The sequence below is a fragment of the Aureivirga sp. CE67 genome (assembly GCF_015767245.1).
Classification (GTDB): domain Bacteria; phylum Bacteroidota; class Bacteroidia; order Flavobacteriales; family Flavobacteriaceae; genus Aureivirga.
The window spans coordinates 530560-556797 of sequence record NZ_JADOTV010000001.1; the positions used below are offsets into that span (position 1 = coordinate 530560).

General features: G+C 31.7%; 16 protein-coding genes. 2 read left to right on the forward strand and 14 right to left on the reverse strand.

All coding sequences use genetic code 11. The features are described 5' to 3' along the window. Window positions 1-301: 301 nt before the first annotated feature. The 7 genes from groL to miaB form a co-directional block, all read right to left on the reverse strand. Window positions 302-1933, reverse strand: coding sequence for a chaperonin GroEL (gene groL / locus I0K12_RS02320; RefSeq protein WP_196885289.1), 1632 nt, complete (start codon window positions 1931-1933; stop codon window positions 302-304). A 14-nt stretch (window positions 1934-1947) separates the two neighbouring features. Continuing rightward, a complete protein-coding gene (gene groES / locus I0K12_RS02325; protein ID WP_196885290.1) occupies window positions 1948-2226 on the reverse strand; it encodes a co-chaperone GroES in 279 nt (92 codons plus the stop codon). Window positions 2227-2388: 162 nt separating this feature from the next. Continuing rightward, entirely contained in the window at window positions 2389-2748 is a 360-nt protein-coding gene (gene secG, locus I0K12_RS02330) for a preprotein translocase subunit SecG (RefSeq protein WP_196885291.1), read from the reverse strand. Window positions 2749-2753: 5 nt separating this feature from the next. After that, a complete protein-coding gene (locus tag I0K12_RS02335) occupies window positions 2754-3476 on the reverse strand; it encodes a hypothetical protein (protein WP_196885292.1) in 723 nt (240 codons plus the stop codon). A 4-nt stretch (window positions 3477-3480) separates the two neighbouring features. Next, on the reverse strand, window positions 3481-3984 hold the full coding sequence (locus tag I0K12_RS02340) for an LptE family protein (RefSeq protein WP_196885293.1): 504 nt from the start codon (window positions 3982-3984) through the stop codon (window positions 3481-3483). A 45-nt stretch (window positions 3985-4029) separates the two neighbouring features. Beyond that, complete coding sequence (locus I0K12_RS02345; RefSeq protein WP_196885294.1) at window positions 4030-5277, reverse strand: sigma-54 interaction domain-containing protein; 1248 nt, start codon at window positions 5275-5277, stop codon at window positions 4030-4032. A 24-nt stretch (window positions 5278-5301) separates the two neighbouring features. After that, entirely contained in the window at window positions 5302-6738 is a 1437-nt protein-coding gene (gene miaB, locus I0K12_RS02350) for a tRNA (N6-isopentenyl adenosine(37)-C2)-methylthiotransferase MiaB (protein ID WP_196885295.1), read from the reverse strand. A gap of 778 nt (window positions 6739-7516) precedes the next feature. Between miaB and topA the strand changes: the two genes are divergently transcribed. Further along, window positions 7517-10030, forward strand: a complete 2514-nt coding sequence (gene topA, locus I0K12_RS02355; protein WP_196885296.1) for a type I DNA topoisomerase — start codon at window positions 7517-7519, stop codon at window positions 10028-10030. Window positions 10031-10494: 464 nt separating this feature from the next. Here the strand turns inward: topA and I0K12_RS02360 are convergent, their stop codons facing one another. The 7 genes from I0K12_RS02360 to I0K12_RS02390 all read right to left on the reverse strand — a co-directional run bounded on the left by I0K12_RS02360 (window position 10495) and on the right by I0K12_RS02390 (window position 24983). Next, window positions 10495-13953, reverse strand: a complete 3459-nt coding sequence (locus I0K12_RS02360) for a LamG-like jellyroll fold domain-containing protein (protein ID WP_196885297.1) — start codon at window positions 13951-13953, stop codon at window positions 10495-10497. Between the two features lie 183 nt (window positions 13954-14136). Then, window positions 14137-14472 (reverse strand): heavy metal-binding domain-containing protein, encoded by a 336-nt coding sequence (locus tag I0K12_RS02365; protein ID WP_196885298.1) that lies wholly within the window; start codon window positions 14470-14472, stop codon window positions 14137-14139. A 19-nt stretch (window positions 14473-14491) separates the two neighbouring features. Further along, window positions 14492-16171 carry an efflux RND transporter periplasmic adaptor subunit gene (locus I0K12_RS02370; RefSeq protein ID WP_196885299.1) on the reverse strand — a complete coding sequence of 560 codons (1680 nt, stop codon included), beginning with the start codon at window positions 16169-16171 and terminating at the stop codon, window positions 14492-14494. Between the two features lie 88 nt (window positions 16172-16259). Then, window positions 16260-19328 carry a copper-transporting P-type ATPase gene (locus I0K12_RS02375; protein WP_231372682.1) on the reverse strand — a complete coding sequence of 1023 codons (3069 nt, stop codon included), beginning with the start codon at window positions 19326-19328 and terminating at the stop codon, window positions 16260-16262. Between the two features lie 39 nt (window positions 19329-19367). Beyond that, a complete protein-coding gene (locus tag I0K12_RS02380) occupies window positions 19368-20600 on the reverse strand; it encodes a TolC family protein (RefSeq protein WP_196885300.1) in 1233 nt (410 codons plus the stop codon). A 61-nt stretch (window positions 20601-20661) separates the two neighbouring features. Next, window positions 20662-24348 carry an efflux RND transporter permease subunit gene (locus tag I0K12_RS02385; protein WP_196885301.1) on the reverse strand — a complete coding sequence of 1229 codons (3687 nt, stop codon included), beginning with the start codon at window positions 24346-24348 and terminating at the stop codon, window positions 20662-20664. Window positions 24349-24560: 212 nt separating this feature from the next. Continuing rightward, window positions 24561-24983 (reverse strand): HYC_CC_PP family protein, encoded by a 423-nt coding sequence (locus I0K12_RS02390; protein ID WP_196885302.1) that lies wholly within the window; start codon window positions 24981-24983, stop codon window positions 24561-24563. 375 nt (window positions 24984-25358) lie between these two features. Between I0K12_RS02390 and I0K12_RS02395 the strand changes: the two genes are divergently transcribed. Next, window positions 25359-26238 (forward strand): hypothetical protein (locus tag I0K12_RS02395; protein WP_196885303.1); only part of this gene is annotated, 880 nt, incomplete at its 3' end.

Consider the following 26238-nt stretch of genomic DNA (forward strand, 5'->3'; position numbering starts at 1 on the left):
ATACCCCTCTTGAGAGGGGCTAGGGGTGTGTTTTAAATAAAAGATTCTCATAAGATAAATGTAAAATTATCTATTAACCTCAAGTACATCCTCACATTCTATCCATTTTTTGGAGCTTTCCCTACCGGGTCGGGCTTTCCGTTATATCTTTTGCTGCAAATCTGCAAGCAGCAAAAGGATGCCACTTCAATCCCTAAGCCATAAAAACATACCAACTAAGACAAAGGTAACCTAAAAAAACAAAAAAGACCATCTCGTTTTCAGAGATAGCCTTTTTCGAATCCTATTAAACATCTATTTCTTACATCATTCCTGGCATTCCACCACCCATTGGTGGCATAGCTGGTGCATCATCAGATTTAATATCAACTAAAGTACAAGCAGTAGTTAAAATCATTCCTGCAACAGACGCAGCATTTTCTAAAGCAACACGAGTTACTTTTGTTGGATCGATAATTCCAGCAGATAACATTTGAACGTACTCTTCATTCTTAGCATTATATCCAAAATCTCCTTCACCATCGATTACTTTTGCAACTACTACAGAACCTTCTCCTCCTGCATTTTGCACGATTTGACGTAATGGCTCCTCAATTGCTCTATCAATAATACTGATTCCTGTTTCTTCATCAGCATTTTCTCCGTTTGCATTTCCTAAAACAGCTTTAGAACGTACTAAAGCAACTCCTCCTCCAGGAACAATTCCTTCTTCAACAGCAGCTCTAGTTGCGTGTAATGCATCATCCACACGGTCTTTCTTTTCTTTCATCTCTACTTCAGATGCAGCTCCAACATAAAGAACAGCAACACCTCCAGCTAATTTAGCTAAACGCTCTTGAAGTTTTTCTTTATCATAATCAGAAGTTGAAGTTTCAATTTGTGCTTTAATTTGGTTCACACGGTTTTTGATTGAATCCTCAGCTCCAGCTCCGTTTACGATTGTAGTATTATCTTTATCAATAGTAACTTTCTCAGCAGTTCCTAACATTTCGATAGTTGCATTTTCTAAAGTAAATCCTCTTTCTTCAGAAATTACAGTTCCTCCTGTTAAGATAGCGATGTCTTCTAACATTGCTTTTCTTCTATCTCCAAATCCTGGAGCTTTTACTGCAGCAATTTTAAGAGCTCCTCTTAATTTGTTCATTACTAATGTAGCTAAAGCCTCACCTTCTACATCTTCTGCGATGATTAATAATGGCTTTCCACTCTTAGCAACTGGCTCTAAAATTGGTAATAAATCTTTTAAAGATCCAATTTTCTTCTCAAATAATAAGATATATGGATTCTCTAAATCAACAATCATTTTCTCAGAATCAGTTACGAAATAAGGAGATAAATATCCTCTATCAAACTGCATTCCTTCAACGATGTCTACATAAGTTTCTCTACCTTTTGCTTCTTCTACAGTAATTACACCTTCTTTCCCTACTTTATCAAAAGCTTGAGCAATTAAATCTCCAACAGTACTATCGTTGTTTGCAGAAATAGAAGCTACTTGTTTGATTTTATCAGAATTATCACCTACTTCCTGAGAAGTTGATTTTAATTCAGCAACAATGGCAGTTACAGCTTTATCAATTCCTCTTTTTAAATCTAGAGGATTTGCTCCAGCAGCAACATTTTTCAATCCTTCTTTTACGATTGCTTGCGCAAGAACAGTTGCAGTAGTTGTACCATCTCCTGCAATATCATTTGTTTTAGAAGCTACCTCTTTTACCATTTGAGCTCCCATGTTCTCGATCTTGTCTTCTAATTCGATTTCTTTAGCTACAGAAACTCCATCTTTAGTAATAGTTGGTCCACCAAACGGCTTCTCGATTACTACATTTCTTCCTTTTGGTCCTAAAGTTACTTTTACTGCGTTTGCTAAAGCATCCACACCACGTTTTAAACCATCACGTGCTTCAATATCAAATTTTATATCTTTTGCCATCTTTGTTTAATTTTTTATAGAATTGCGAAAATGTCACTCTCTCTCATAATCAAATAATCAGTACCTTCTAATTTTAATTCAGTACCAGCATATTTACCATATAAAACTGTATCACCAACTTTTACTGTTAATGGTTCGTCTTTCGTTCCTGTCCCTACAGCTACTACTGTACCTTTTTGTGGTTTTTCTTTTGCTGAATCTGGAATGATAATCCCTGAAGCAGTTGTTGTTTCTGCTGCTAAAGGCTCAATAAGAACTCTGTCTGCTAATGGTTTTATATTAACTTCTTTCATTTGATTTATTAGTTTTTAATTTCACCGATGTCTAATTTACGAAAATTATGCCATTGGATTTTTCATGACAAATAGTTAAAAAAAAATGCCAACGATGACACGTTGGCATTTTTTAAATATGAAATATATTTTTTCTATTAAATAATTTTACAAAAAATAAAATTATTTAGCAGTATCTTGTGCTGTAGTAGTTTCAGCTGGTGTAGCTGTCTTACTATCCGTTGGAATTTCTGTTTCTTGAATTTCTCTTTGCTCAATTGTATTTTGAAGTGAAGACTCAGTTGCCGCACTTCCTTGTTTTGGAGCTGCAAAGTTTGATAATAAAATTAAAGCCAATAAAGCGATAGCTAAAGTCCAAGTACCTTTGTCAAGGAAATCATTTGTATTTTGAACTCCACCTAATTGCGAACCTCCTGCTCCGAAAGATGATGATAAACCTCCTCCTTTAGGATTTTGAACCATAATAATTAAGATTAGCAAAAATGCTACAATCATAATTAAAACTAAAAATATACTGTACATTGTTGTTATTTATTTTTTTGTAAAACTTTTATTGCCTTAATTTGATTTGCAAATAAAACACTTTTTTTTGGATATTTCAAACTTAATATGCGATAAGCTTTAATTGCACTATCATATTTCTTCTGTTCTAGGTAAACTTTTGCTAAAGTTTCAGTCATAATATGATCGTTAATTTTGGTACTTTCTACCGCAATATTTTCATTCTTGCCAGATGTATTCGGTGTTTTCATTTTCGGATTAGAAGCAATAAACTTGTCAATTAATTCTAATTTTCCTGTTATATTTTTTGGTATTTCACCAATTTTTGATCTACTAACTTTTTTTACACTTCCTACTTGTAACCACTCAGAAAAAGATAAATAATCGTTTTTCTCAAAATCTAAAGGCTTTCCTAAGTCTAGGATTTCTTCAACTTCTTCTTTTTCGTTTTCTACTGGTTCTATTTTAGGAATCTCTGTAGAAGTATTTTCTATATTCTGTTGATTTCTAAAATCATCTGAAGAAATATAGTCAAACAAAATACTTCTATCAGCTGTGTATGCTGCAGCTATTTTAAGCTGTTTATTGTATTCATAACTCTCTTGATTTTTTAAACCCTTTAAATACAAAGCTCTTGAAACTTGAAAATAAGGGAACTTCTCTAAAATCTCTTTCAAGTTTTCAGTTTCCTTACTTCCAATTTTAGAATTTTCACCTAAAATTTTTAAAAAATCATTCGAACTAATCATAAAATTACCATTTAGCTACTGTAGCGTTAAAAATATCTTGTGTTATTCTCTCAAAAATCTCTAGATAAGCATCATCTAAAGTTCCTCCAATCAATTGCTCACTCGCTGGATAATCATAGAAATAAGAGAATGATTTTTCAAAATCCTGACTATCATCCAAAGTATCATAGAATCGAATATTAACTGTTATAGTTAATCTATTTTGTGCTGCTGTCTGATCAGCTGTTGCACTCATAGGAGTAATTCTATAACCAGTGATTTCTCCATCAATTATTAATTCTCCTCCAGATTTTTCTAAAGTTAAATTCGTCTGCGTTGTGAATAAATCTCGGATAGATTCTGTAAATCTCTGACTCAAAGTTGGCTCTACTAAAGACGCATTATTTGGGAAGAAATTAATCTGAATTGATTTTGCATTCGTTTGTGCCCCTGTAAAAGAATAAACTCCACAGCTAATGACCACAGAACTCAAAAACATCAAGACAACTATTTTTTTCAATAACTTCATTTACAATCGTGTATTAATTCAAATTTATAAATTGTTTTAGAAAATCTATAAATTATATTGTTTTATTTTTCTATATAAAGTTCGTTCAGAAATACCTAATTCTTTGGCTGCCAATTTTCGTTTCCCGTTATTTCTTTCCAAAGATTTCTTGATCATTTCCACTTCTTTGTCTTGTAATGAAAGAGATTCATCCGCATCTTCAGCATCAATATCTACAGGCTCCGAATAGGTTGGTGTATGCGAAATTTGTAACACTTCTACTTTCGGATCTTGATTTTCTGTTGGTTCAACAGTATTCTGATCTTTATAAATCTTCTCAATCATATGTTGATTTCGCTCATGAACATGTTCATCATATCCATGTTGTAATAAATCATGTGTCAATTTCTTTAAATCATTGATATCATTTCGCATATCAAATAAAATCTTATACATAATTTCTCGTTCGTTGGCAAAATCACTTCCTCCACTCGAAGAACTTCCTTCTACAACTGTTGGAAGATTTGAACCAAAATTTGGTAAATACAAACTCAAAAGCTCTGGAGTAATAACTCGTTCTTCCTCTACTACAGAAATTTGTTCTGCAATATTTCGAAGCTGACGAATATTTCCAGGGAAATTGTAATTCTTTAAAAGTTCAATTGCACTATCTGTCAAACGAATGGTTGGCATTCTGTATTTCTGTGCAAAATCTGCCGAAAACTTTCTAAACAACAAATGAATATCTCCTTTTCGTTCTCGCAAAGGCGGAAGTTGAATTTCTACCGTGCTCAAACGATAATACAAATCTTCTCTAAATCTATTCTTCTGAATAGCTTCCATCATTTTCAGATTTGTTGCAGCAACAATTCTTACATTCGTTTTTTGAACCACAGAAGAACCTACTTTGATAAATTCTCCATTTTCCAAAACACGAAGTAAACGAACTTGTGTTGTTAAAGGTAATTCTCCAACTTCATCCAAAAAAATTGTTCCTCCATCTGCTACTTCAAAATATCCTTTTCTTGTAGCTGTTGCTCCTGTAAAAGCTCCTTTTTCATGTCCAAAAAGTTCACTATCAATAGTTCCTTCTGGAATTGCCCCACAGTTTACTGCAATATATTTTGCATGTTTTCTATGAGAAAGCGAGTGGATAATTTTCGGAATACTTTCCTTTCCAACTCCACTTTCTCCTGTTACCAAGACAGATATATCAGTTGGAGCAACGCGAATGGCTTTCTCCAAGGCAAGATTCAAATGATGATCGTTCCCTATAATACCAAAGCGTTGCTTTATTGCTTGTAATGACTCCATATCTTCTTTTTCAGCATTTATAATTTATTTTACTGCTTTACCAATAAGCGTAGCTGAAGTACAATCTTCGATTTCTACCATCACGAAATCTCCAACTTGCTCATCCGTTTTAGGGAAAACTACAGCATAATTTTGCGTATTTCTTCCCATCCAGTGTTGATCTGATTTTTTAGAATTCCCTTCGATAAGAACTTCTACTTTTTGACCGATAAATGCTTGTGTTTTTTCTAAACTTAAAGCTCTTTGTAAATTAATTACTTCACTAAGTCTTCTTTTCTTAACATCATTAGGAACATCATCTTCTAATTTTTTCTCCGCTAAAGTTCCTGGTCTTTCTGAATAAGCAAACATGAATCCGTAATCATATTTTACATATTCCATTAAAGACAATGTATCTTGATGATCTTCTTCTGTTTCTCCACAGAAACCAACAATCATATCTTGTGAAATAGCACATCCAGGAATAATCTCACGAACGTTATCTATCAATTCCATGTATTCTTTTCTTGTGTGCTGACGATTCATTATTTTCAACATATTATCACTTCCTGACTGGATTGGAAGGTGAATATATTTACAAATATTCTCATGTTTTGCCATTGCGTGTAACACATCAATCGACATATCTTGAGGATTTGATGTTGAAAAACGGAAACGCATTTTTGGGAAACGAGTTGCAGCCATATCCAATAATTGGGCAAAATCAACAGCTGTAGCTTTTGCAATTTCTGAAGCTTTTTTGAAATCTTTTTTCAATCCCCCTCCATACCAAAGGTAACTATCTACGTTTTGTCCAAGTAGCGTAATTTCTTTATAATTTTTATCTGCTAATTGTTGAATTTCTTCCAAAATACTTTGCGGATCCCTACTTCTTTCTCTTCCTCTTGTAAAAGGAACTACACAGAAAGTACACATATTATCACATCCACGAGTAATAGAAACGAAAGCAGAAACTCCATTTGTATTTAAACGAACTGGAGAAACATCTCCATAAGTTTCATCTTTTGATAAAATTACGTTTACAGCATCTCTTCCTTCATTTACTTCCGCTAATAAATTCGGAATATCACGGTAAGCATCTGGTCCTACTACTAAATCAACAATCTTCTCTTCTTCTAAGAATTTTGCTTTTAAACGCTCTGCCATACAACCAAGAACTCCAACTTTCATCGTTGGATTGATTTTCTTCACTGCATTAAACTTTTCTAAACGCTTACGAACCGTTAATTCAGCTTTTTCACGAATCGAACAAGTGTTTACTAATACTAAATCTGCATCTTCCATATGCTCTGTAGTATTATATCCTTGCTCTGATAATATAGATGCAACAATTTCACTATCGTTGAAATTCATTTGACATCCATAGTTTTCTATATATAATTTCTTATTATTTTCTTCCTTGTGCTCTGTTATTAAAGCATTTCCTTGCTTTTTAGCATCGATAACTTTTTCAGTACTCATTCTATATCAAATTGTGTGGCAAAGATATAACTAATATTTTATTTATGACATTATGACAGTAAGATTAAAAAAATCACTTTTTCTGAAAGAGTTTTCCTATTTTTTTCGAAATTCTAAAAGTAAAATATTGATTTTTATAAACTTAATCTATTTTCAACCTAAAAAAATAAAAACCAAACAGCTAAAAATCATTCTAAATAGCTGGTTTTAAATCTGTTTTTTATGATTTTTTTAATGATTATTATTTTTAGTCTGAATATTTATTTAGTGTTAAACCTTAGATTTTTCTTACAAAAAACTACGTTTATTAAAATTTTAAAATTAATTTTTCTTATAAGTGTGTGTTTCAAAATTTTCATTTTATAGAAAAAAACTATCTTTATGCTCCTTTTCAAAAATTGTATTCTCTGAAAAAATTAACATTTAACGGTATTAGGTGATAAAAGAAATATGATTTATGTCACGGAAACTGAGTAAAATTTATTTTTTAATATATTCAATTAATTCACGGTATATTTTTAAAAAAATTTAACACTATTTTTTTATAAAAAATTGATTTACAAATAATTAAAAAAGAAAGAAGATTATTTTTAATTTTGAAATATATTAGTCTAAAACCTTGATTAATATTAAGTTAATTTTCTCTTATTATTGAGATATAATCAAAAATAGATTAGTAAAATTAAAATTTCTATATACTTTTGTACCCCGATAACTCAAGACGACCGATTAAATGATTGTATGGAAAGAGTTATTTTAAAACAAATTTTAAGATTTTATGGCAAAGAATTTAGTAATAGTAGAGTCACCAGCAAAAGCAAAAACAATAGAAAAATTTTTAGGTAAAGATTTTCAAGTAGAGTCTAGTTTTGGACATATTGCAGATTTACCTTCAAATGAATTGGGAATTGATACTGATGGTGATTTTAGTCCAAAATATATTGTTTCCTCTGATAAGAAAGCAGTTGTAAAGAAACTAAAAGATTTGTCGAAAAAAGCCGAAACTGTTTGGTTAGCAAGTGATGAGGATCGTGAAGGAGAAGCAATTGCTTGGCACTTACAAGAGCAATTAAAACTAAAGGAAGATAAAACGAAAAGAATTGTTTTTCATGAGATTACAAAGAAAGCAATTCTGAAAGCTGTAGAAACTCCAAGACAAATAAACTATGATTTGGTAAATGCGCAACAAGCAAGACGTGTTTTAGATAGAATCGTAGGATATGAGCTTTCACCAGTATTGTGGAGAAAAGTAAAAGGAGGACTTTCTGCTGGGCGTGTTCAGTCTGTTGCTGTTCGTCTGATTGTAGAAAGAGAAAGAGATATTTTAGCTTTCACACCAAAAGCTTCTTATAAAATTGAAGCAGAGTTTTCAAACAAAGCTGGAAAGAAATTCAAAGCAAAAATTGCAAGTAATTTCAACTCAAAAGAAGAAGCATCAGCCTTTTTAAATTCTTGTATTGATGGTACTTTTAAAGTTTCTGACATTCAAACAAAACCTGCTAAAAAATCTCCAACAGCACCTTTTACAACATCTACACTACAACAGGAAGCTTCTAGAAAATTAGGTTTCCCAGTTGCAAAAACAATGATGATTGCACAAAGACTGTATGAGGCCGGATTAATTACTTATATGAGAACAGATAGTTTGAATTTATCAAACGATGCGATAGCAACTGCTCAGGAAGTAATTTCAAACACTTATGGAGAGAATTTTAGTAATCCTAGAAACTTCAAAACAAAATCTAAAGGAGCACAAGAAGCGCACGAAGCGATTCGTCCTACAGATTTGACAAAACAAACAATTTCTGTTGATTTTGATCAAGATAGATTATATAGTTTAATTTGGAAAAGAACGATTGCTTCACAGATGAGTGACGCGCAATTAGAGCGTACAAATGTGAAGATTTCGAATGATAAAAATGATTATATTTTTGCTGCAAACGGAGAGGTAATCACTTTTGAAGGTTTCTTGAAAGTTTATTTAGAAGGAACTGATAACGAAGATGATGAGCAATCAGGAATGTTACCAAAACTAGAAGTAAACGAAACGCTTTTAAACAATCATATTTCTGCAACAGAAAGATATTCTAAAGCTCCTTATCGTTTCTCTGAAGCTGCATTAGTAAAGAAATTAGAAGAACTTGGAATTGGTAGACCATCTACTTATGCACCAACGATTTCTACAGTGCAAAGAAGAGGATATATCGAGAAAGGAACGATGGAAGGAAATGAAAGAAATTACACACAATTAGTCTTAACTAATAATGAAATTTCTTCAAAACAATTGACTGAAAAAGTAGGTTCTGAAAAAGGAAAATTAATTCCAACAGATATCGGAAATATCGTAAATGATTTCTTAGTAGCACATTTCTCAAACATTTTAGATTTCGGATTTACAGCAAAAGTAGAAGCTGATTTTGATGAAATTGCTGTTGGAAATGAAAACTGGATTGAAATGATTAAAGGTTTCTACACAGAATTTCACCCAACAGTTCAAAATGTTGCTGAAAATGCAGAAAGAGAAAGCGGAGAAAGAATTTTAGGTACAGATCCGAAAACAGGAAAACAAGTTAGTGTTCGTCTTGGAAGATTTGGTGCGATGGCACAGATTGGAGATAAAGATGATGAAAATAAACAGTTTGCTAGTTTACAAAAAGATCAAAATCTTGGGACAATTACTCTAGAAGAAGCTTTAGATTTATTCCTTTTACCTAAAGATTTAGGAATGTTTGAAGATACTGAAGTGGTGGTTTCAAACGGAAGATTTGGTCCTTATGTGAAATACGGAACTATGTATGTTTCTTTACCAAAAGATGAAAATCCGTTAGATGTAGATTTAGAAAGAGCAATTGAGTTGATTAAAGCAAAGCAAAAAGCAGATGCGCCAATTGCTGAATATGAAAATCTACCAGTACAAAAAGGTGTTGGACGTTTTGGTCCTTTCATCAAATGGAATGGAATTTTCATCAATGTGAATAAAAAATATGATTTCGATAATTTAACTTATGACAACATCGTTGAGTTGATTGAAGATAAAAAGAGAAAAGAAATCGAAAAAGTAATTCACAACTGGGAAGAAGAAGGAATTCGAGTAGAAAAAGCACGTTGGGGACGTTTCAATATCATTCAAGGAAAAGTGAAAATTGAGATGCCAAAAACAACAGATGCACCAGCTTTAACTTTAGAAGAAGTGAAAAAAATCATCGAAGAAAAAGCTCCTAAAAAGAAAACAACTCGTAAAAAAGCAACTACGAAGAAAAAAACTACAACAAAGAAAACAACAAAAAAATAAATGAAAAATCCCTCTAAATTTTAGAGGGATTTTTTTGTATAAAAGCATAGAGATTGTCAAGTTCCCCTCTTGAGAGGGGCTAGGGGTGTGTTTTAGGTGAAACTAAATTCCCTCATAAGATTTTAAACGTTATAATGTCTATTAAAATAATTAATATATATTTTTTTCAGATTAAAAGTGTTTACCGAAATTTAACTGACCTATTTTTAAAATTTTAAAAGTACAAATCTTGATTTTTTTGGTTCGTTTTTTTATCAAGAAAAAAATGAATAAAATCTCTGGGGCTTCCCATTTTTCTTCGTTTCTAAAAACTCAGAAAAAGGTCGGGCTTTTCGCTATATCTTTTTTGCTAAAGCAACTGAATGAAGAAAAGCAAAAAAGGATGCCGCTCCAATCCCTAAGCCAAAAAGAAAGCAGCCCAAAAAAGGCTGCTTCCAAATAATTATTATTGAGAAATATAAATCTTATTCAATAACCATCTTTTTAACCTCTGTACCAGCTCCTTTTTTAATATTAATGATATATACTCCTGAAGCAGTATTTCTTGTGTTAAAAGTTAATTTATTATCTTCAACTGTCATTGGAATTTCAATACTTCTTCCTAAACTATCAAAGATTGTAATCTCAGCTTCTTGTACTTTTTCTCCTGTAATGAAGAATTCATCAGATGCTGGGTTTGGATACACTTCTAAATCAGAAATAGCATTTACTTCCTCGTAAGATAATGGGAATGCTACTGTAAAGTTATATATAAAACCACTTCCAAAATCACCATTTCCATAAAATTCTTTAATTGTAGAACCATTTTGTAAAATTTTAACCTCACCAATACCAGCTTGCTGATAATTAGCCCACCATCTAATTCCATCATCTGCTGTATCGTTAAATTCAAAAGTATAACAACCTAAACCTAATTCAAGATCGTCTTCATAAATTGTATTATTATTTAAATTATTTCTCTCTAATACAACATTTCCATCAGAATCTAAAATTCGATAATTATTCTCGTATGCTCTATTATTTGATTTAAAATATACTGTAAAATTAGAAGGCATTACTTCTGGCAATTCAAATTTAGATGTGTATTTATTATTAAACTCATATTCGTCTGAACCTCCATTTGGAGCACTAATCTCTGCAAAGAAAGTATTTGTAGTAGAAACTGCTGAAGCCCATAACTCATCAGAAGTTGGTAAAACAACTACAGCTGTTTCGTTAAATTCTAAACTTCCAGTCCACTCATAAGTAGATTTTTCTCCATCATTATTCACCCAGTACTCAATAGTAGCTGATGTTAATGTAGTAGCTCCTGTATTTTTGATTACCACTTTAGGGTCATTACAAACAGAATTAAATCTTGCAAATTCTACTCTGTTAGAAGGCTCACGAACTTCTACTAATTCAGCATCTAAAGTATGGTTTATTTCTCCATAAGAAACTAATTGATTTGCTACAATATAACTAGTTTGTCCCGACGCAGAAACAACTCCATAATCGATAGTTGCAGTTTGACCTGAAGTTACAAATTCCGTAATATCCATTTCTTCTACATCTGTTGCCATTCCTGGACACCATCCAGCTCTATCGTAAACCCATGTTCCTCCTTGTGGATAAATTGGGTTGTCCGCACATTCTTTCCAAACCTGCCAAGTAAACTCATTAGAACCTCCATTGATATTCATATAGTGATTTCTTGGTACAAACTCACCTTGTTGTCCATGCCCTGTAATAGCAGAACGAATTTTAAAGTACTCAGCATCTGCATTCATCATCATTTCTTTTGGAGCGAAATATCTGTCTGCAGCGATATCATCATATCCTCTACTTTGTGCTCTCCAGATTTGCTCAATATCAACTACATCTCTTGGAGGTGTTCCAACAATAAATAAGAATTTAATATCCATGTCTTCTTGCCATCTTCCAGCACCTTCTACAGTGATTCTTCTTGTATCTTTAAATACTGGTGCAAAATCTGTAACATCAAAAGACCAAGTTTTTCCTTCACCTAAGTCTAATCCTATACCATAAGGCGTAACAAATGACATAATTTCAAATCTAGAATCCCATCTTCTGTAATATTCTAAATCTTCAATAGTTATAGTTCCTTTTGGAGTCACATCTTCAGTAGAAATAACCTCTCCTGTTTCTCCATCAATAGTTTCTTCTGGAACTGCTTCCCAGTAATTTACAGAACTCACTTCATTTACTTCATCAGACTCTTGTGCTTCAGCATCAGGTATAATTTCATAATTCTTTACAACATTTGGTTCATTTTGAACAGAAACTAACTCTATAGTTTCACTAATAGTTTGCTCATATTCACCTTGTACAAAATCAATATTTGGACGCGTTGATTTAGCAGAAATATTTTTAACAATTTCATCTCCTTTAAATACAGGGAAAGTAACATAATTCATTACTGTACCTACCACGTTATTAGCTGAATCATCTGATGCTGTAGTTAAATTCGCATCATCAAAGCTAAAACTAAATAATAAGTTACTGTACTTAGAGTGTGAAGAAGTAACTTTTGAATACATATGCTCTTTCATTTCATCTAATGATAAAGCAGTATTCCACATTGCAACTTCATCTAATCTTCCATCAAAATTCTTATCATTATTCCAGTTACTTTTACCAATGTAATTGTTTGTTCTTTCAATACTTTCTGGAACTATTAATTCTCCTGAAGCAACTTCTTCTCCATTTAAGTATAATTTACCATTTCCTGAAGCATCCACAGAACCTGAAATATACATCCATGTCTTTTCTACTAAAACATTCTCAGCTTTAATAGTTTTACTTTCACTTCCATTTCTTGTACTAAAAACTAAATGCTGTGTAGTACCTTCATTAGCAATTAAAATATTATCTGACCCTGGTCCATTTCCAAAATCAATAACTCTTGACCAATTTCCGAAAGTATCATAATAAACCCATGCAGAAAAAGACATACCATCTGAAAAATCATGCGTAGCATCTGGTAAATCTAAATATTGATTTGTTCCTCCTAATTCCATATAGTGATCTGTAATATCACTTGTAAGAACTGTATTAGCTGAAGCAGCTCCTCCTTCAATTGTAATTTCTGAAGTTTCAGAATCAGAAGTAAAGTTTAATTCTACTAAAATATTAGAAGTCCCATCCCAGTTAAATGGATTTGTAAACTGTAAATGATTGTCTCCAACTTCAGTAGTATAATTATTAAAATAAACTTGCGTAAAACCGTCTAAATTTAAATTCTCCACATCAATTGTATTATCAGACATCTCTTTAAAACGAATTCTTAAAAACTTCGCTTCACTTGTTCCTGTTAATACATTTAATTTTAAACCTGTAATATCTCCTGCTGCGATCCCTGCAGATGTTAATTCAGAAGCAGTAATTAAAAATTGACTTTTTCCAGATTTATTTTGAACAGAAACAACATCATTTAAAGAAGAAGTTCCTGTACCAACAGCACCAACTGTTTCACTAATCGTATTTGTGATAACAGCTTCCCCTAAAGTATACTGATAGTGCGTATAGGTTGGAATATCAGTGTATTCATAAGAATCTCCACTAAATCCTTGTATTTTATAATTAGGATGTGTTGTTAATAGTTCATCTTTCTTAGTTGGGTCATGTAAATAAGTATTTGCAGAATAATCCCATTCTCCACATCCTTTATTCTTATCATCAAAGTCTGAAACTAAACCATCTTTACAACGCATTGAGTAAAGCATAATTATCTTAGAAAAAGTCACATCATCAGGTAAAACTGAGAAATCTAAATCCTTATCACGGATTTGTCCACCCCATGGATTTGTACTATGTGTTTCAGAGTAATCAAACGCTTGAACCACTAAAGTATCTCCAGGTGTTTGTGCCGTCATACTATTAAGCATGGCAACAGAAAAAATTGAAAATAATAGTTTCTTCATATTAAAAAATTTAAATTGATGTAAATATAGGAATTGCTTTAATTTTTTAACACACATATAAGATTTATGTTAAAATAATATCAATAAAAGTTAATATTAACACCATAAACTGATAACTAAAACTATTATTTAATAAAAAAGGGATGCTTTTCAGCATCCCTTTAATAACTTATTTACTATTTTTTAGTGAGCATGTCCTTCGTGAGAATCATGTCCGTGCCCATCATGAGAAGCTTCTTTCTTCTCTCCGTCTTTAGTATCCATTTTTGCTAAATCCATTTTACAAGTAGGACATTTTCCTTCTTTTTCGTAAGTTTTACCTTTTTCACAATCCATTGGACATTGGTAAACAGCTGCCGCCATTTCCTTCTTAGCTTCTGGAGCTTTAGTCTCTTTTACTTCTTTTTTTACTTCTTCAGTCTTTGGAGTTTTTGCTTCATTTTCTTTTTTTGCATCACCACAAGATGTAGCTACTAACGTTGTAGCTAAAAATACTACTGCTAAAATTGATTTTTTCATTTTTGTTATTTATATAGGGTTAATTAAGTTCGTTTTCTAAAGTTCCGCAAGAAAGCATTGCATCTCCAAAATATGGATTCAATACTTCTGATTTATCATTAATCCAATTTCCTCCTTCATTACTATTTGCCATTGGACAATGAAAAACATTTAATTTTCTATCTAAAGAAACTTTTTCAACAAGAGCAACCATAGAATTTGTCAAATTATTAAATACTTTTCTATGACCTTCTAAGCTTGTTTGATTCGCAAATATATGAAACTGATGATTTACATTTTTTAATAAATCTTTAATCTTTTCGTTTTTATTTTGCTTTAAAATTCTATCAGATTCTTCTTTCGTTTTTTTGACTAAAATATTTACTTCTTTTTCATTTCCTTTCACCAAATTATCTACAATTTTCAGATAATCATCTACTAATAAGTTTAAACTTTCTTTTTCAGATTGTTCTAAATCTTGTTTTGCAGATAGTTTCATCATGCTTTTCTTTCCTTGTAATTGTGCTGCAGCATCTACTGTAAAGGTTCCTGAAACCACTACTTGATCATCCGGATTTAAACCTTGATGCACTTTATATGAATTTTCTGAATAAGGTGCAACAATCACTTCTTTCAACTCAAAATGTGGTTGTGCATCTTTTGTCTTCACATAAACAATAGATCTTTTCCCTGTCCATAAAACAGCTGTTTTTGGAATAATGATTTCTTCTTCAGGAATAGTTTCTTTTGAAGGAAGTAAATTTGCGTTTACCAGCATTTCTGGCTTCCAAAATCCTTTCTTATTATTTAATTCTAAACGAACTTTGACTGTTTTCTTAAGTTTATCTACTGTTGGATGAATAAAAGTAATTTCTCCTTCAAAATTTTCATTCGGATAAGCTTTGGTGTTTATTTTCATTTTATCCCCAACTTTAAACTTAGAAATATCTGATTCATACACGTCCATCACTGCCCAAACTTTTTCTAAATTTGCTACTTTAAAAATTGCTTTTCCATCCATAATATGATCTCCATCTTTCACCATTTGTTCTGTTACAATTCCAGAAACATGTGCGTAAATTGGAATATAATCCATTATTTTTTTGGAAGATTCAATCTGTTGAATTTGCTTATCCGTAAGTTTCCAAAGCTTTAATTTATTATAAACTGCTTTATATAAATCTGGTTGCTTTTCTTTATTTTCAGCAACTTTCAAAAACTCTTTTTGTGCGACTAATAATTCTGGCGAATAAACCTCAGCAATTTTATCATGTTTATTCACTTTTTGACCAAGGTAATTGATGTATAATTTCTCAATTCTTCCCGAATAATGTGCAGGTTGCGTTTCTTCCAAATCTTCTGCAATCTGAATTTTTCCAAAAACAGTTTTCGAAGCATCTTCAGAATTCATTTCAGATTCTCCAACCTTCAATGTTTCAATGTTCGCTAAAACCATTGCATTTTTAGTCATTGAAAACGTATTCGAATTTCCTGTTTCTGAAACTTCAGAAGCTTTAATCAAATCCATTCCACAAATCGGACAATCTCCTGGTTGTTTTTGTCTAATTTGGGGATGCATTGAACAAGTCCATTCGATACTTCCATCAGCAGCCAATTCTTCTTCAGTATGCTCATGTGTATCTTGAAAAACAATTTTCCCTACAAAAATACCTATAAGAAGAATTGCTATAATTCCTATAATTTGTTTTAAATATTTCATTTTTATTTCGTGTTTCTATATTTCAAGAGTGTGTAATCCTTAAAAACACACCCCTAACCCCTCTCAAGAGGGGAATTTTATATTATATTTAAATCTTCGCTCTTTTTAATCGTAATGCATTACTTATTACAGAAAGAGAACTCAAACTCATTGCTGCTGCTGCAATCATCGGAGAAAGTAATATTCCGAAGAATGGGAATAAAATTCCGGCTGCTACAGGAATTCCAAGTGTGTTGTATAAAAATGCAAAGAATAAATTTTGATGAATATTTTTCAATACTGTTTCACTTAAAACTTTTGCTTTTACAATTCCTTGTAAATCTCCTTTCACCAAAGTGATTTCTGCACTTTCAATTGCTACATCTGTTCCTGTTCCCATCGCAATTCCAACAAAAGCTTGTGCTAAAGCTGGCGCATCATTGATTCCATCTCCAGACATTGCGACTTTCTTTCCTTCTGCTTCTAATCGTTTTACTTCTTCTAATTTATCTTCTGGTAAACAACCAGCTTTATAATGCTCTAACCCTAATTGATCTGCTACCGCTTTAGCTGTATTTTCATTATCTCCAGTAAGCATAATCACATCTACACCTTTTTCAATAAGCGTATGAATTGCTTCTTTACTAGATTTTTTAATCGCATCTACAAAAACAATATATCCTTCTACTTGATCTCCAACAACGATATATGAAATTGTCTTACCAAGTTTTTGTTTTTCTTTTACTTCGTCTTCTATTTTTTCAGAAAGAGAAACATTGAACTGCTTTAATAATTTATCATTTCCAACTAAAATTTTTAAATTATCTACCTCAGCAATTGCTCCTTTTCCTGGAATTACTTCAAAGTTTGTTATTTCTTTAAAAGAAACATCCTGAGCTTTTCCATATTTCACAACAGCTGAAGCCAATGGATGCTCTGAAGCTTTGTTTAAAGATGCTGACCATTCTGTAAGTTCTGTTTCTGAATGACTTCCTACAGAGACAATATCTTCAACTGAAGGTTTTCCTTCTGTAATTGTTCCTGTTTTGTCTACAACTACAGTATCCACTTTCTTCATTTTCTCTAAAGCTTCTGCGTTTTTAATCAAAACTCCTTCTCTAGCTCCTCGTCCAACTCCAACCATTACAGACATTGGAGTTGCCAATCCTAAAGCACAAGGACAAGCGATAATTAAAACTGCAATTGCATTTACAAAAGCATACACAAAAGCTGGTTCTGGACCTGCGAAATACCAAATAATAAAAGTGATAATTGCAACTACAATTACAATTGGAACAAATATCTTCGCAACTCTATCTACCAATTTTTGAATCGGTGCTTTTGATCGACTTGCATTATTTACCATTTCAATAATCTGAGAAAGCATTGTTTCACTTCCTACTTTTGTTGCTTTCATCAAGAATGAAGTAGTCCCATTAATTGTTCCTGCAACCACTTTATCTTCAACATTTTTATCTACAGGAACTGGCTCTCCAGAAATCATCGATTCATCTACTACAGCATGTCCTTCAATTATTTCTCCATCTACAGGAATTTTCTCTCCTGGTTTCACTCTTAAAGTTGCTCTATGTGGAATTTCAGAAATAGGAATTACTTTCTCTTTTCCATCTTCTACAATAGTAGCGTCGGAAGGAACTAATTGTAATAAAGCTTTAATGGCTCCATTCGTTTGACTATGTGCTCTTGCTTCTAAAACTTGTCCAATTAAAACAAGTGTAAGAATTACAGTTACTGCTTCAAAATAGGTATAAACTGTTCCACTTGCTGTTTTGAATTCTGCTGGAAAAACTTCTGGAAAAATTAATCCGAAAATACTGAACAAATAAGCAACTCCAGCTCCAATTCCAATCAGTGTAAACATATTTAAATTCCATGTTTTGATAGAAATCCATGCTCTTTGGAAAAACATAAATGCTCCATAAAAAACTACAGGAATTGATAAAACAAACATCACCCAGTTCCAACCTGCTTGCGATAAAATATTTAACAAGAAATTATTTGGAACCAAATCAATTATCATTGCAATCAAAAACACAGGAACTGTAAATAAAAGTGATACTTTCAGCTTTTTTACCAATGTTTGATAGGTTTTATCATCTTCATTTTCTTCCATTTGCATTGGAACTAAATCCATTCCACAAATTGGGCAACTTCCCGGTTCATCTTTCACAACTTCTGGATGCATTGGACAAGTATATTGACTTGCAGTAGCTGTTACTTTTGTCAAATCTTTCTCTAAATGCATTCCACAAACTGGACAACTTCCCGGTTCATCATACATTTTATCTCCTTCACATCGCATCGGACAAAAATACGCTCCTTGTCCTGAATTTGAATTTGTTGTTTGCTTATGAGAATGTTCATGATGTTGATGTTCTCCACCACAACAACTCATTTTAGGAGTTTCTTCTTTATTTTGAAAATCCGAAGCTTTTTCGTTTCCAGACATTTCTTCATCAGAAGAAGTTTCTTGAATTAAATACATTCCACACACTGGACAATTTCCAGGAACATCATATTTTTTATCTCCCTCACAAAGCATCGAACAGAAATAAATTTGAGTTTCCTTTTTATCTCCTGCAGATTCTTCTTTTTTCAAAGTCATTCCACAAGAAGGACAATTTCCTGCTGTTTCATAATGTGCATCATTATTACAATGCATTGGGCAATAATATAATTTCTCTTTTTCTATATGTTTATCTTCTATTTTTTCAGAAGAATGTGTATCACAACATTTCTTTTCTTCTTTTTTATTTACAGTTTCTTCTTTCAATAAATCCATTCCACATGTAGGACAATTTCCTGCTGTTTCATAATGGGCATCATTATTACAATGCATCGGACAGTAATAAAGTTTTACTGGTTCTTCTACTTTTGGTTCTTCATAAGAATCATCTTCTTTAAAAAGTACTCTTGCACAAGTAGGGCAGTTTCCTGCGTTCTTATAATGTAAATTATTATTACAATGATTTGGACAATAATATAGCTTTCGAGAATCTTCTTCTTTGATCTCTACTTTTTGCTTATTATCTTCTACTAAAAACATTCCACAAACTGGGCATTCTCCTTCTTTGTCATAGGTTTTATCACCTTCGCAATACATTGGACAATGGTATTTTGCGTTGTTATTTTTTATTTGATCTTTGTTATTATCCATCTCTTTTTGTGTTTGAAATTAATCTCTCAACAGAAAAGATTATTTCTCTGTCAAGAACTGTAAAATCACTTCATTTTTAAAAAACTCATATTCTTTTTCTGTGTATTTCAATTCATATTTTAAATTTTCTTCCTCTAAAGAAAGAATATCCAAATAGTCAACATCTCCCGTACTTAAAGAAGTCAAACTCACTTCTATGATTTCTTTCATTTTCGAAATCTTTTTCAGCTCTGTTTGCATATCCAAATACGCATTCTGATAAGCAGTTTCTGCTTTTCTATAGGCAATTTCCAATGCTTTTAACTGTTCTTTTTTCTTCAAGTCTAAAGCATCTTGAGTCACCTGATATTGTTGTTTTTTTGCTTTGTAATTTTTGGAAAGAATTGGTATCGTTAAAGAAACTTTTGGCATAAATACATCTTTACCATTATCTGTAATTTGCATTCCTTTAATTTCATCAACAAAAATATAATCCATTCCAATCTGAATTTTTGGTTTATTTTCCTTCGTAGTCAAAAATTCGTTCTTACTTGCTGTTTGTTTTTGTTGCTCGATATTTAAAATAATTGGATTATTTTCTTCCAATAATTTACCATTAAAGATACGGTTTTTAAATTCTATTTTCGTAGGAATCACAATTGTATCTTGCTGATTTCGTTGTAATAATTTGTTAAAAATTCGCTTTTCTAAAACTAATAATTGTTCTTTTTTAGCCAACATGTTTAAAAAATCTTCTTTTTTAATCTGAATTTTATAAACATCTGTCAGCTTCATATTATTTGTTTCCACAGCTTTCAAACTCAATTCTTCATAAAGAGAAATATTCTGAATATATTCTTTATAAGTTTCAATTTCACTTTGAATTTTATACAAATTATAATAAGAAAGTTGCACCTGAGAAATCAATTCTTTCTTTGAAAGATTCTGTAAAATCTTCTTCTCTTCTTTTTGAGAATTCACGATTTCTTCTCTTGCTTTAAAAGTTCCAAACCAAGGAAATTCTTGTCCAACTCCCACTTTTGCTCGTTGACTTCCTACTCTTGTTTCTGGCTCCGAAACGAAATAACCAAAATCAATTTTAGTGTCTTTTAAACTTCTTACTTGCTCTTTTTTATTCTCAAAATTTTCAATCTCCAAACTTTCCGATTGCAATCCATAATTATTATCTACAGCAATCTGAATATATTCGTCCAAAGTTTGCGCTTTTCCTAAAAAAGAAAACAACAAGAACAAACAAAACAAGAGCGGATATTTTACCTTTTTTGAATTCATATTTTTACGATTTTCACCATTCCCCTCTTGAGAGGGGTTAGGGGTGTGTTATTAAATCCTTCTATTTTTTATTTATAAATTTCAATCTTCTTTCTTGATACAAACTAAAAAGTACAGGCACTACAAATAGAGAAATTAAAGCAATCAACATTCCTCCAAAAGCTGGAATTGCCATCGGAATCATGATATCACTTCCTCTTCCTGAAGCTGTCAAAATTGGAAGTAAAGCCAATAAAGTTGTTGCTGTTGTCATCAAGCAAGGACGAATTCTTTTTTGTCCTGCTTCAATTACAGATTCTCGAATTTCTTGTTTATTTTTTGGATTATTTCTCTTGAAAGTTTGCGAAAGATACGTCGCCATTACAACACCATCATCCGTTGCAATTCCGAATAAGGCAATAAATCCAATCCATACAGCAACAGACATATTTATGGTTTTAATATGAAATAAATCACGAAGATTAATTCCGAATAAATCAAAATTCATGAACCAATCTTGACCATACAACCAAAGCAACATAAATCCACCTGAAAGCGCCACGGCAATTCCGCTAAAAACCATCAGAGAAACAGGAATTGATTGGAATTGGAAATAAAGAATAATGAAAATAATTACTAAAACTAAAGGAACAATAATTTGTAACGTTGCTTCCGCACGCAATTGATTTTCATAAGTTCCTGTAAAATCAAAACTGATTCCTTTAGGAACTTTCAATTCTCCTGTTTGGATTAAATTTTCAATCTCATTTTGCGCATTTTCTACCACAGAAACTTCTGCAAAATCATCTTGTTTATCAAAAAGTACATAACCAACTAAAAATGTATCTTCACTTTTGATTGCCTGACTTCCTTTTTCATATTTTATTTTCACAAAATTCTTTAAAGGAATCTGACCGTTTGTTGGAGTTTTCACATAAATATCTTCCAAAGCTTCTGGAGAATTACGTAATTCTCTTGGATAACGAATACGAACATTAAATCGCTCTCGTCCTTCCACAGTTTGCGAACTGATTTTTCCTCCAACTGCAATTTCTATTACATCTTGAACATCTTCAATATGCAATCCGTAACGTGCAATTTCTTGTCGATCAATTTCTAAAAGCAAATAAGGTTTTCCAACCAATCTTTCTGCGAAAACAGTTTCAGGTTTTACTCCTTTTACACCTTGAAGAACTTTCTCTAATTCTAAACCAAAATTCTCAATTTCTTGTAAATTCGTTCCTTTTACTTTTATTCCCATCGGTGAACGCATTCCTGTTTGAAGCATAATCAAACGCGTTTGAATCGGTTGTAATTTCGGTGCAGAAGTTACACCAGGAAGTTTTGTTGCATTAACGATTTCATGCCAAATATCATCGGGTGATTTTATATGAGAACGCCATTGACGGAAAAACTTTCCATCTTCATCTGGAATCAATTCTGAAACTTCAATTGCTTGATTATCTTGAGTTGTTTTTCCATTTTTCAATTCAAATTCTCCATTATCATTTACTTTAAATCGTAACTGATTTCTTTCTTTGTCTTGAATATATTCCGATTTATAATTGATAATATTTTCATACATAGAAAGCGGTGCCGGATCTAAAGCAGACTCAATTCGTCCAGCTTTTCCAACTACAGTTTCAATTTCAGGAATAGAAGCTACTCCCATATCTAATTGCTGTAAAACTCTTTTATTTTCAGCAGTTCCTGCGTGTGGCAATGATGTTGGCATTAATAAAAATGAACCTTCATTTAAAGCTGGCATAAATTCTTTTCCAAGAGATTTCCAAGCTCCTAAACCAAGAACAAAAAGAATAATTGGAATTGTTAAAAAAGCTAATTTAAATTGTAATGCTTTCTGTAAAATTTGTGTATAATATTTTCTAAAAAGAAGAAATCCACCTAAAATTCCGAAAACAATAATTCCTACAAATAAGATATTTTTTAATGGAATAACTTGTAATCCTAAAGGACTCCAATAAAGTGCTAGAGAACATGTAACCAATAACGATATTAATCCAATCAATCCGTATTGCCATTGTTTCTTTGAGATTTTTTCTTTTTTGTATAAATAAGAACCTATTCCTAAAAGAATAATAAAGATTCCTTGCCAAAATCCGAAAACCAATAAAGCAATTCCTCCTAAAACTAAAATAGAAGTAAAGAACCATTTTAATCCTTTATTTACTTTTTGATTTTTAAATAAAACTGCAGCAAAAGGTGGTAAAATAAATAGTGTAACTAAAATTGCAGCAACTAATGCAAAGGTTTTTGTATAAGCTAAAGGTCTAAATAATTTCCCTTCGGCTGCTTCCATTGTAAATACTGGAATAAAACTCACAATTGTTGTGATTACTGCAGTCAGAATTGCTCCTGAAACTTCTTTTGTTGCGTTATAAACAATTTTATTTATAGAAAGTTTATTTCGATATTTCTCTAAATGTTGAATAATATTTTCGGAGAGAATTACTCCTAAATCCACAATAGTTCCAATTGCAATTGCAATACCCGAAAGTGCTACAATATTTGCATCAATATGAAATAATTTCATTCCGATAAAAACCATCAGAACAGAAATTGGTAATAAACTTGAAATTAATAAAGAAGCTCGTAAATTCATTACCATCACAACAATTACTAGAATTGTAATTAAAATCTCAAGAATTAAAGCTTCATTTAAAGTTTCTAAAGTTTCCTGAATTAATTCCGTTCGATCATAAAAAGGAACGATGGTTAATTGCGAAGTTCTTCCATCTGCTAAAACTTTGGAAGGTAAACCTTTCCCGATAGATTCAATTTTCTGTTTTACATTTTGAATTACTTCCATCGGATTTGCACCATAACGTGCAACTACAGCTCCACCAACAACTTCTGCTCCTTCTTTATCTAAAATTCCTCGTCGTTCTGCTGGCCCAAGTTGCACTTTTGCAATATCTTTAATTCGAATTGGCGTATTTTCATTTGCAACAACTACTTCATTTTCGATATCTGAAATAGATTCTACATAACCCAAGCCACGAACAATATATTCTACATTATTAATCTCTAAAGTTTGCGCTCCAACATCTTTATTACTTTTCTTTACAGCATTTGCAACTTCCGCTAGTGAAATATTATATTGTTGCAAAGCATTCGGATTCACATCCACTTGATATTCCTGAACAAATCCTCCAATAGAAGCAACTTCAGAAACGCCTTTTGCAGCGCTCAATCCATATTTCACATAGTAATCTTGAATCGTACGAAGCTCCTGTAAATCCCAACCTCCTGTCACATTTCCATCAGTATCTCTTCCTTCCAAAGTATACCAAAATATTTGTCCAAGACCTGTTGCATCCGGGCCTAAAGTTGGTTGTACATTAGGTGGTAAAAGATTTGCTGGAAGTGCATTTAGTTTTTCCAGAATTCGACTTCGACTCCAATAAAACTCTACATCTTCTTCAAAAATGATATAGATTGTTGAGAAACCAAACATTGAGGAACTACGAATTGTTTTCACACCAGGAATTCCTAGCAATGAAGTAGTCAAAGGATAGGTAATTTGATCCTCAATATCTTGTGGCGAACGCCCTGCCCATTTGGTATAAACAATTTGTTGGTTTTCTCCAATATCAGGTATGGCATCCACAGCTACTGGGTTTCGTTGCATATTCCCAACTTTCCAGTTGAAAGGAGCTGTATAAACTCCCCAACCGATAATAATTACGGCTATTAAAAAAGAGACTAATTTATGTTTAATTAGAAACTGTATAATCTTATGTAACATTTGCTAATTCTTTAAAAGATAATTTTTCCTTTAAAATGGTGTGAGAATTAACACACCCCTAACCCCTCTCAAGAGGGGAACTTTTAAAATTAATTTACATTCTCAATATTTGAAAAAGAAATTAATGGATAACAATGAATACATCGCATAGGAATACGACTATTCATTTCACACACAAAATCAGTGTGTAAGCAATAAAATGTTACGAAATTCTACAGTAAAAAAGTTTGGAAAAGAACAGGTCTGTCCTTTGTGAGTGGCGGGGACTCTTGTTTTTTGTTTGGAATAATCTCGATTCTCTTTTCCTCAAAATTAAATACGAAAGTATAAAGGAAAGGAGCTACGAAATCTAGTTTTGGAAGTTTTATATTCTCATGATTACATTGTGTGTCTGTATTTGTTGCTTTCAATTTTGATATCTCATCTTCGCAACATGACTTTTTAGAAACCTCGTGACAAACTGAGTTTTCACTTTTTTCCAGAGATTCCATTTCACACTTATCTGCATTCGCAAAGAAAGAAACAGAAGCTAATTCTCCACCACAGAAATGCTTTTCAACAGTAAACGATACTGTAGAAAGTAGCACAACAAATGCTAAAAAACTAGATGCTATTTTAATGATTGCAGATTTCATGAGTTCTTCATGTTATTTTGCAAAGTTAACGAATTTTTAAATTCGTTTTGTTAATGAGGTGTGAAAATGTTTTTTGATTAATCATTTTTAATTTAAAATATAAATAACATTTTATGTTAAAAATATATATTTTAACTATATTCACAGTGTTAAAATTAATATATAGAAAAAGAAAAGAACCGAACCTTATCATTTTAGCCAAAATGAATTTTATTTAAAGAGTTTTAATAAGCTCTTTTACTCCTTTTAAATATCAAGACTATTTTAATAAACCAAAATTAATTTTTGGATAAGGGATTTTATGTCTTGAAAGTAAAAAATGGTTAAAAATTTAATTCAATTTTTCATTAATATGAATAAAAAAACTTAACAACTATGAAACAAAAATTACTTTTTTTATGCTTCTTATTTTCATTTTTAAATCAATATGCTCAAGAATGGCAATGGCTTAAAAGAGGAGGTGGACAACTAGAACCAGATAATAATATTGGGTATTACAGTAAGGAAGGTGTTCTTTATATGGATACAGATAAAAATGGAAATTTATATATACTTTCTCCTCTAACTCAATTTAATATTGATTTGGATGGTATTGCCTTAGAGTCAGAAAACAATATTGCAAATGGTAAATCTGCTCTAGATTTTGTTATAGCAAGCTACGATTGTGATGGAAATTATAGATGGAGTAATGTTATTGGAGGTCCTAGTGGTGAGTATGACTTTTCGATGCAAATTGATAATGAAGGAAATTCTTATTTGACAGGTATTATTTCTTCTAGCCCATTTAAACTTACAGATGAAGTTTATGGAAATACTGGAGCAAATGAAAGATTTATGATTAAATATGATTCTGAGGGAGAAGTCTTATGGTATAAATCAATTCAAGAAAATGAGGATGAATATATAAATTATGCTTCTCATATCATTCCTAAACAAATTATTATAGATAAAGAAAATGAAAAACTTTTTGTTGTACAAAAAATCCTAAAAGGAACTTATGGAAACGGGCAATTAACTGTAGAAGAAGCTGAAGACGGAAAACCTAGATTTTATCTTTTTGAATATAATCTTGATGGTGAATTTCAAAATGCCGTAAAACTAGATTTACGAATGTGGGGATATGCTGAGGGATACAGAATTTCTAAATTTGCTAGAGACCCAAATACGGGAAACATTTATTTAGCAGGGTTTGCAGCTGGGTATTATTACGATTTTTCTGACATTACAGAATCAGAAGTAGTCTTTGGAGAAGATT

Coding starts and splice junctions, on each gene's coding strand:
- I0K12_RS02370 (WP_196885299.1), bottom strand. CDS start 16,171: ATGAAATATTTAAAACAAATTATAGGAATTATAGCAATTCTTCTTATA.
- I0K12_RS02375 (WP_231372682.1), bottom strand. CDS start 19,328: ATGGATAATAACAAAGATCAAATAAAAAATAACAACGCAAAATACCAT.
- topA (WP_196885296.1), top strand. CDS start 7,517: ATGGCAAAGAATTTAGTAATAGTAGAGTCACCAGCAAAAGCAAAAACA.
- secG (WP_196885291.1), bottom strand. CDS start 2,748: ATGTACAGTATATTTTTAGTTTTAATTATGATTGTAGCATTTTTGCTA.
- I0K12_RS02380 (WP_196885300.1), bottom strand. CDS start 20,600: ATGAATTCAAAAAAGGTAAAATATCCGCTCTTGTTTTGTTTGTTCTTG.
- I0K12_RS02345 (WP_196885294.1), bottom strand. CDS start 5,277: ATGGAGTCATTACAAGCAATAAAGCAACGCTTTGGTATTATAGGGAAC.
- I0K12_RS02340 (WP_196885293.1), bottom strand. CDS start 3,984: ATGAAGTTATTGAAAAAAATAGTTGTCTTGATGTTTTTGAGTTCTGTG.
- groL (WP_196885289.1), bottom strand. CDS start 1,933: ATGGCAAAAGATATAAAATTTGATATTGAAGCACGTGATGGTTTAAAA.
- miaB (WP_196885295.1), bottom strand. CDS start 6,738: ATGAGTACTGAAAAAGTTATCGATGCTAAAAAGCAAGGAAATGCTTTA.
- I0K12_RS02360 (WP_196885297.1), bottom strand. CDS start 13,953: ATGAAGAAACTATTATTTTCAATTTTTTCTGTTGCCATGCTTAATAGT.
- I0K12_RS02365 (WP_196885298.1), bottom strand. CDS start 14,472: ATGAAAAAATCAATTTTAGCAGTAGTATTTTTAGCTACAACGTTAGTA.
- I0K12_RS02390 (WP_196885302.1), bottom strand. CDS start 24,983: ATGAAATCTGCAATCATTAAAATAGCATCTAGTTTTTTAGCATTTGTT.
- I0K12_RS02385 (WP_196885301.1), bottom strand. CDS start 24,348: ATGTTACATAAGATTATACAGTTTCTAATTAAACATAAATTAGTCTCT.
- groES (WP_196885290.1), bottom strand. CDS start 2,226: ATGAAAGAAGTTAATATAAAACCATTAGCAGACAGAGTTCTTATTGAG.
- I0K12_RS02335 (WP_196885292.1), bottom strand. CDS start 3,476: ATGATTAGTTCGAATGATTTTTTAAAAATTTTAGGTGAAAATTCTAAA.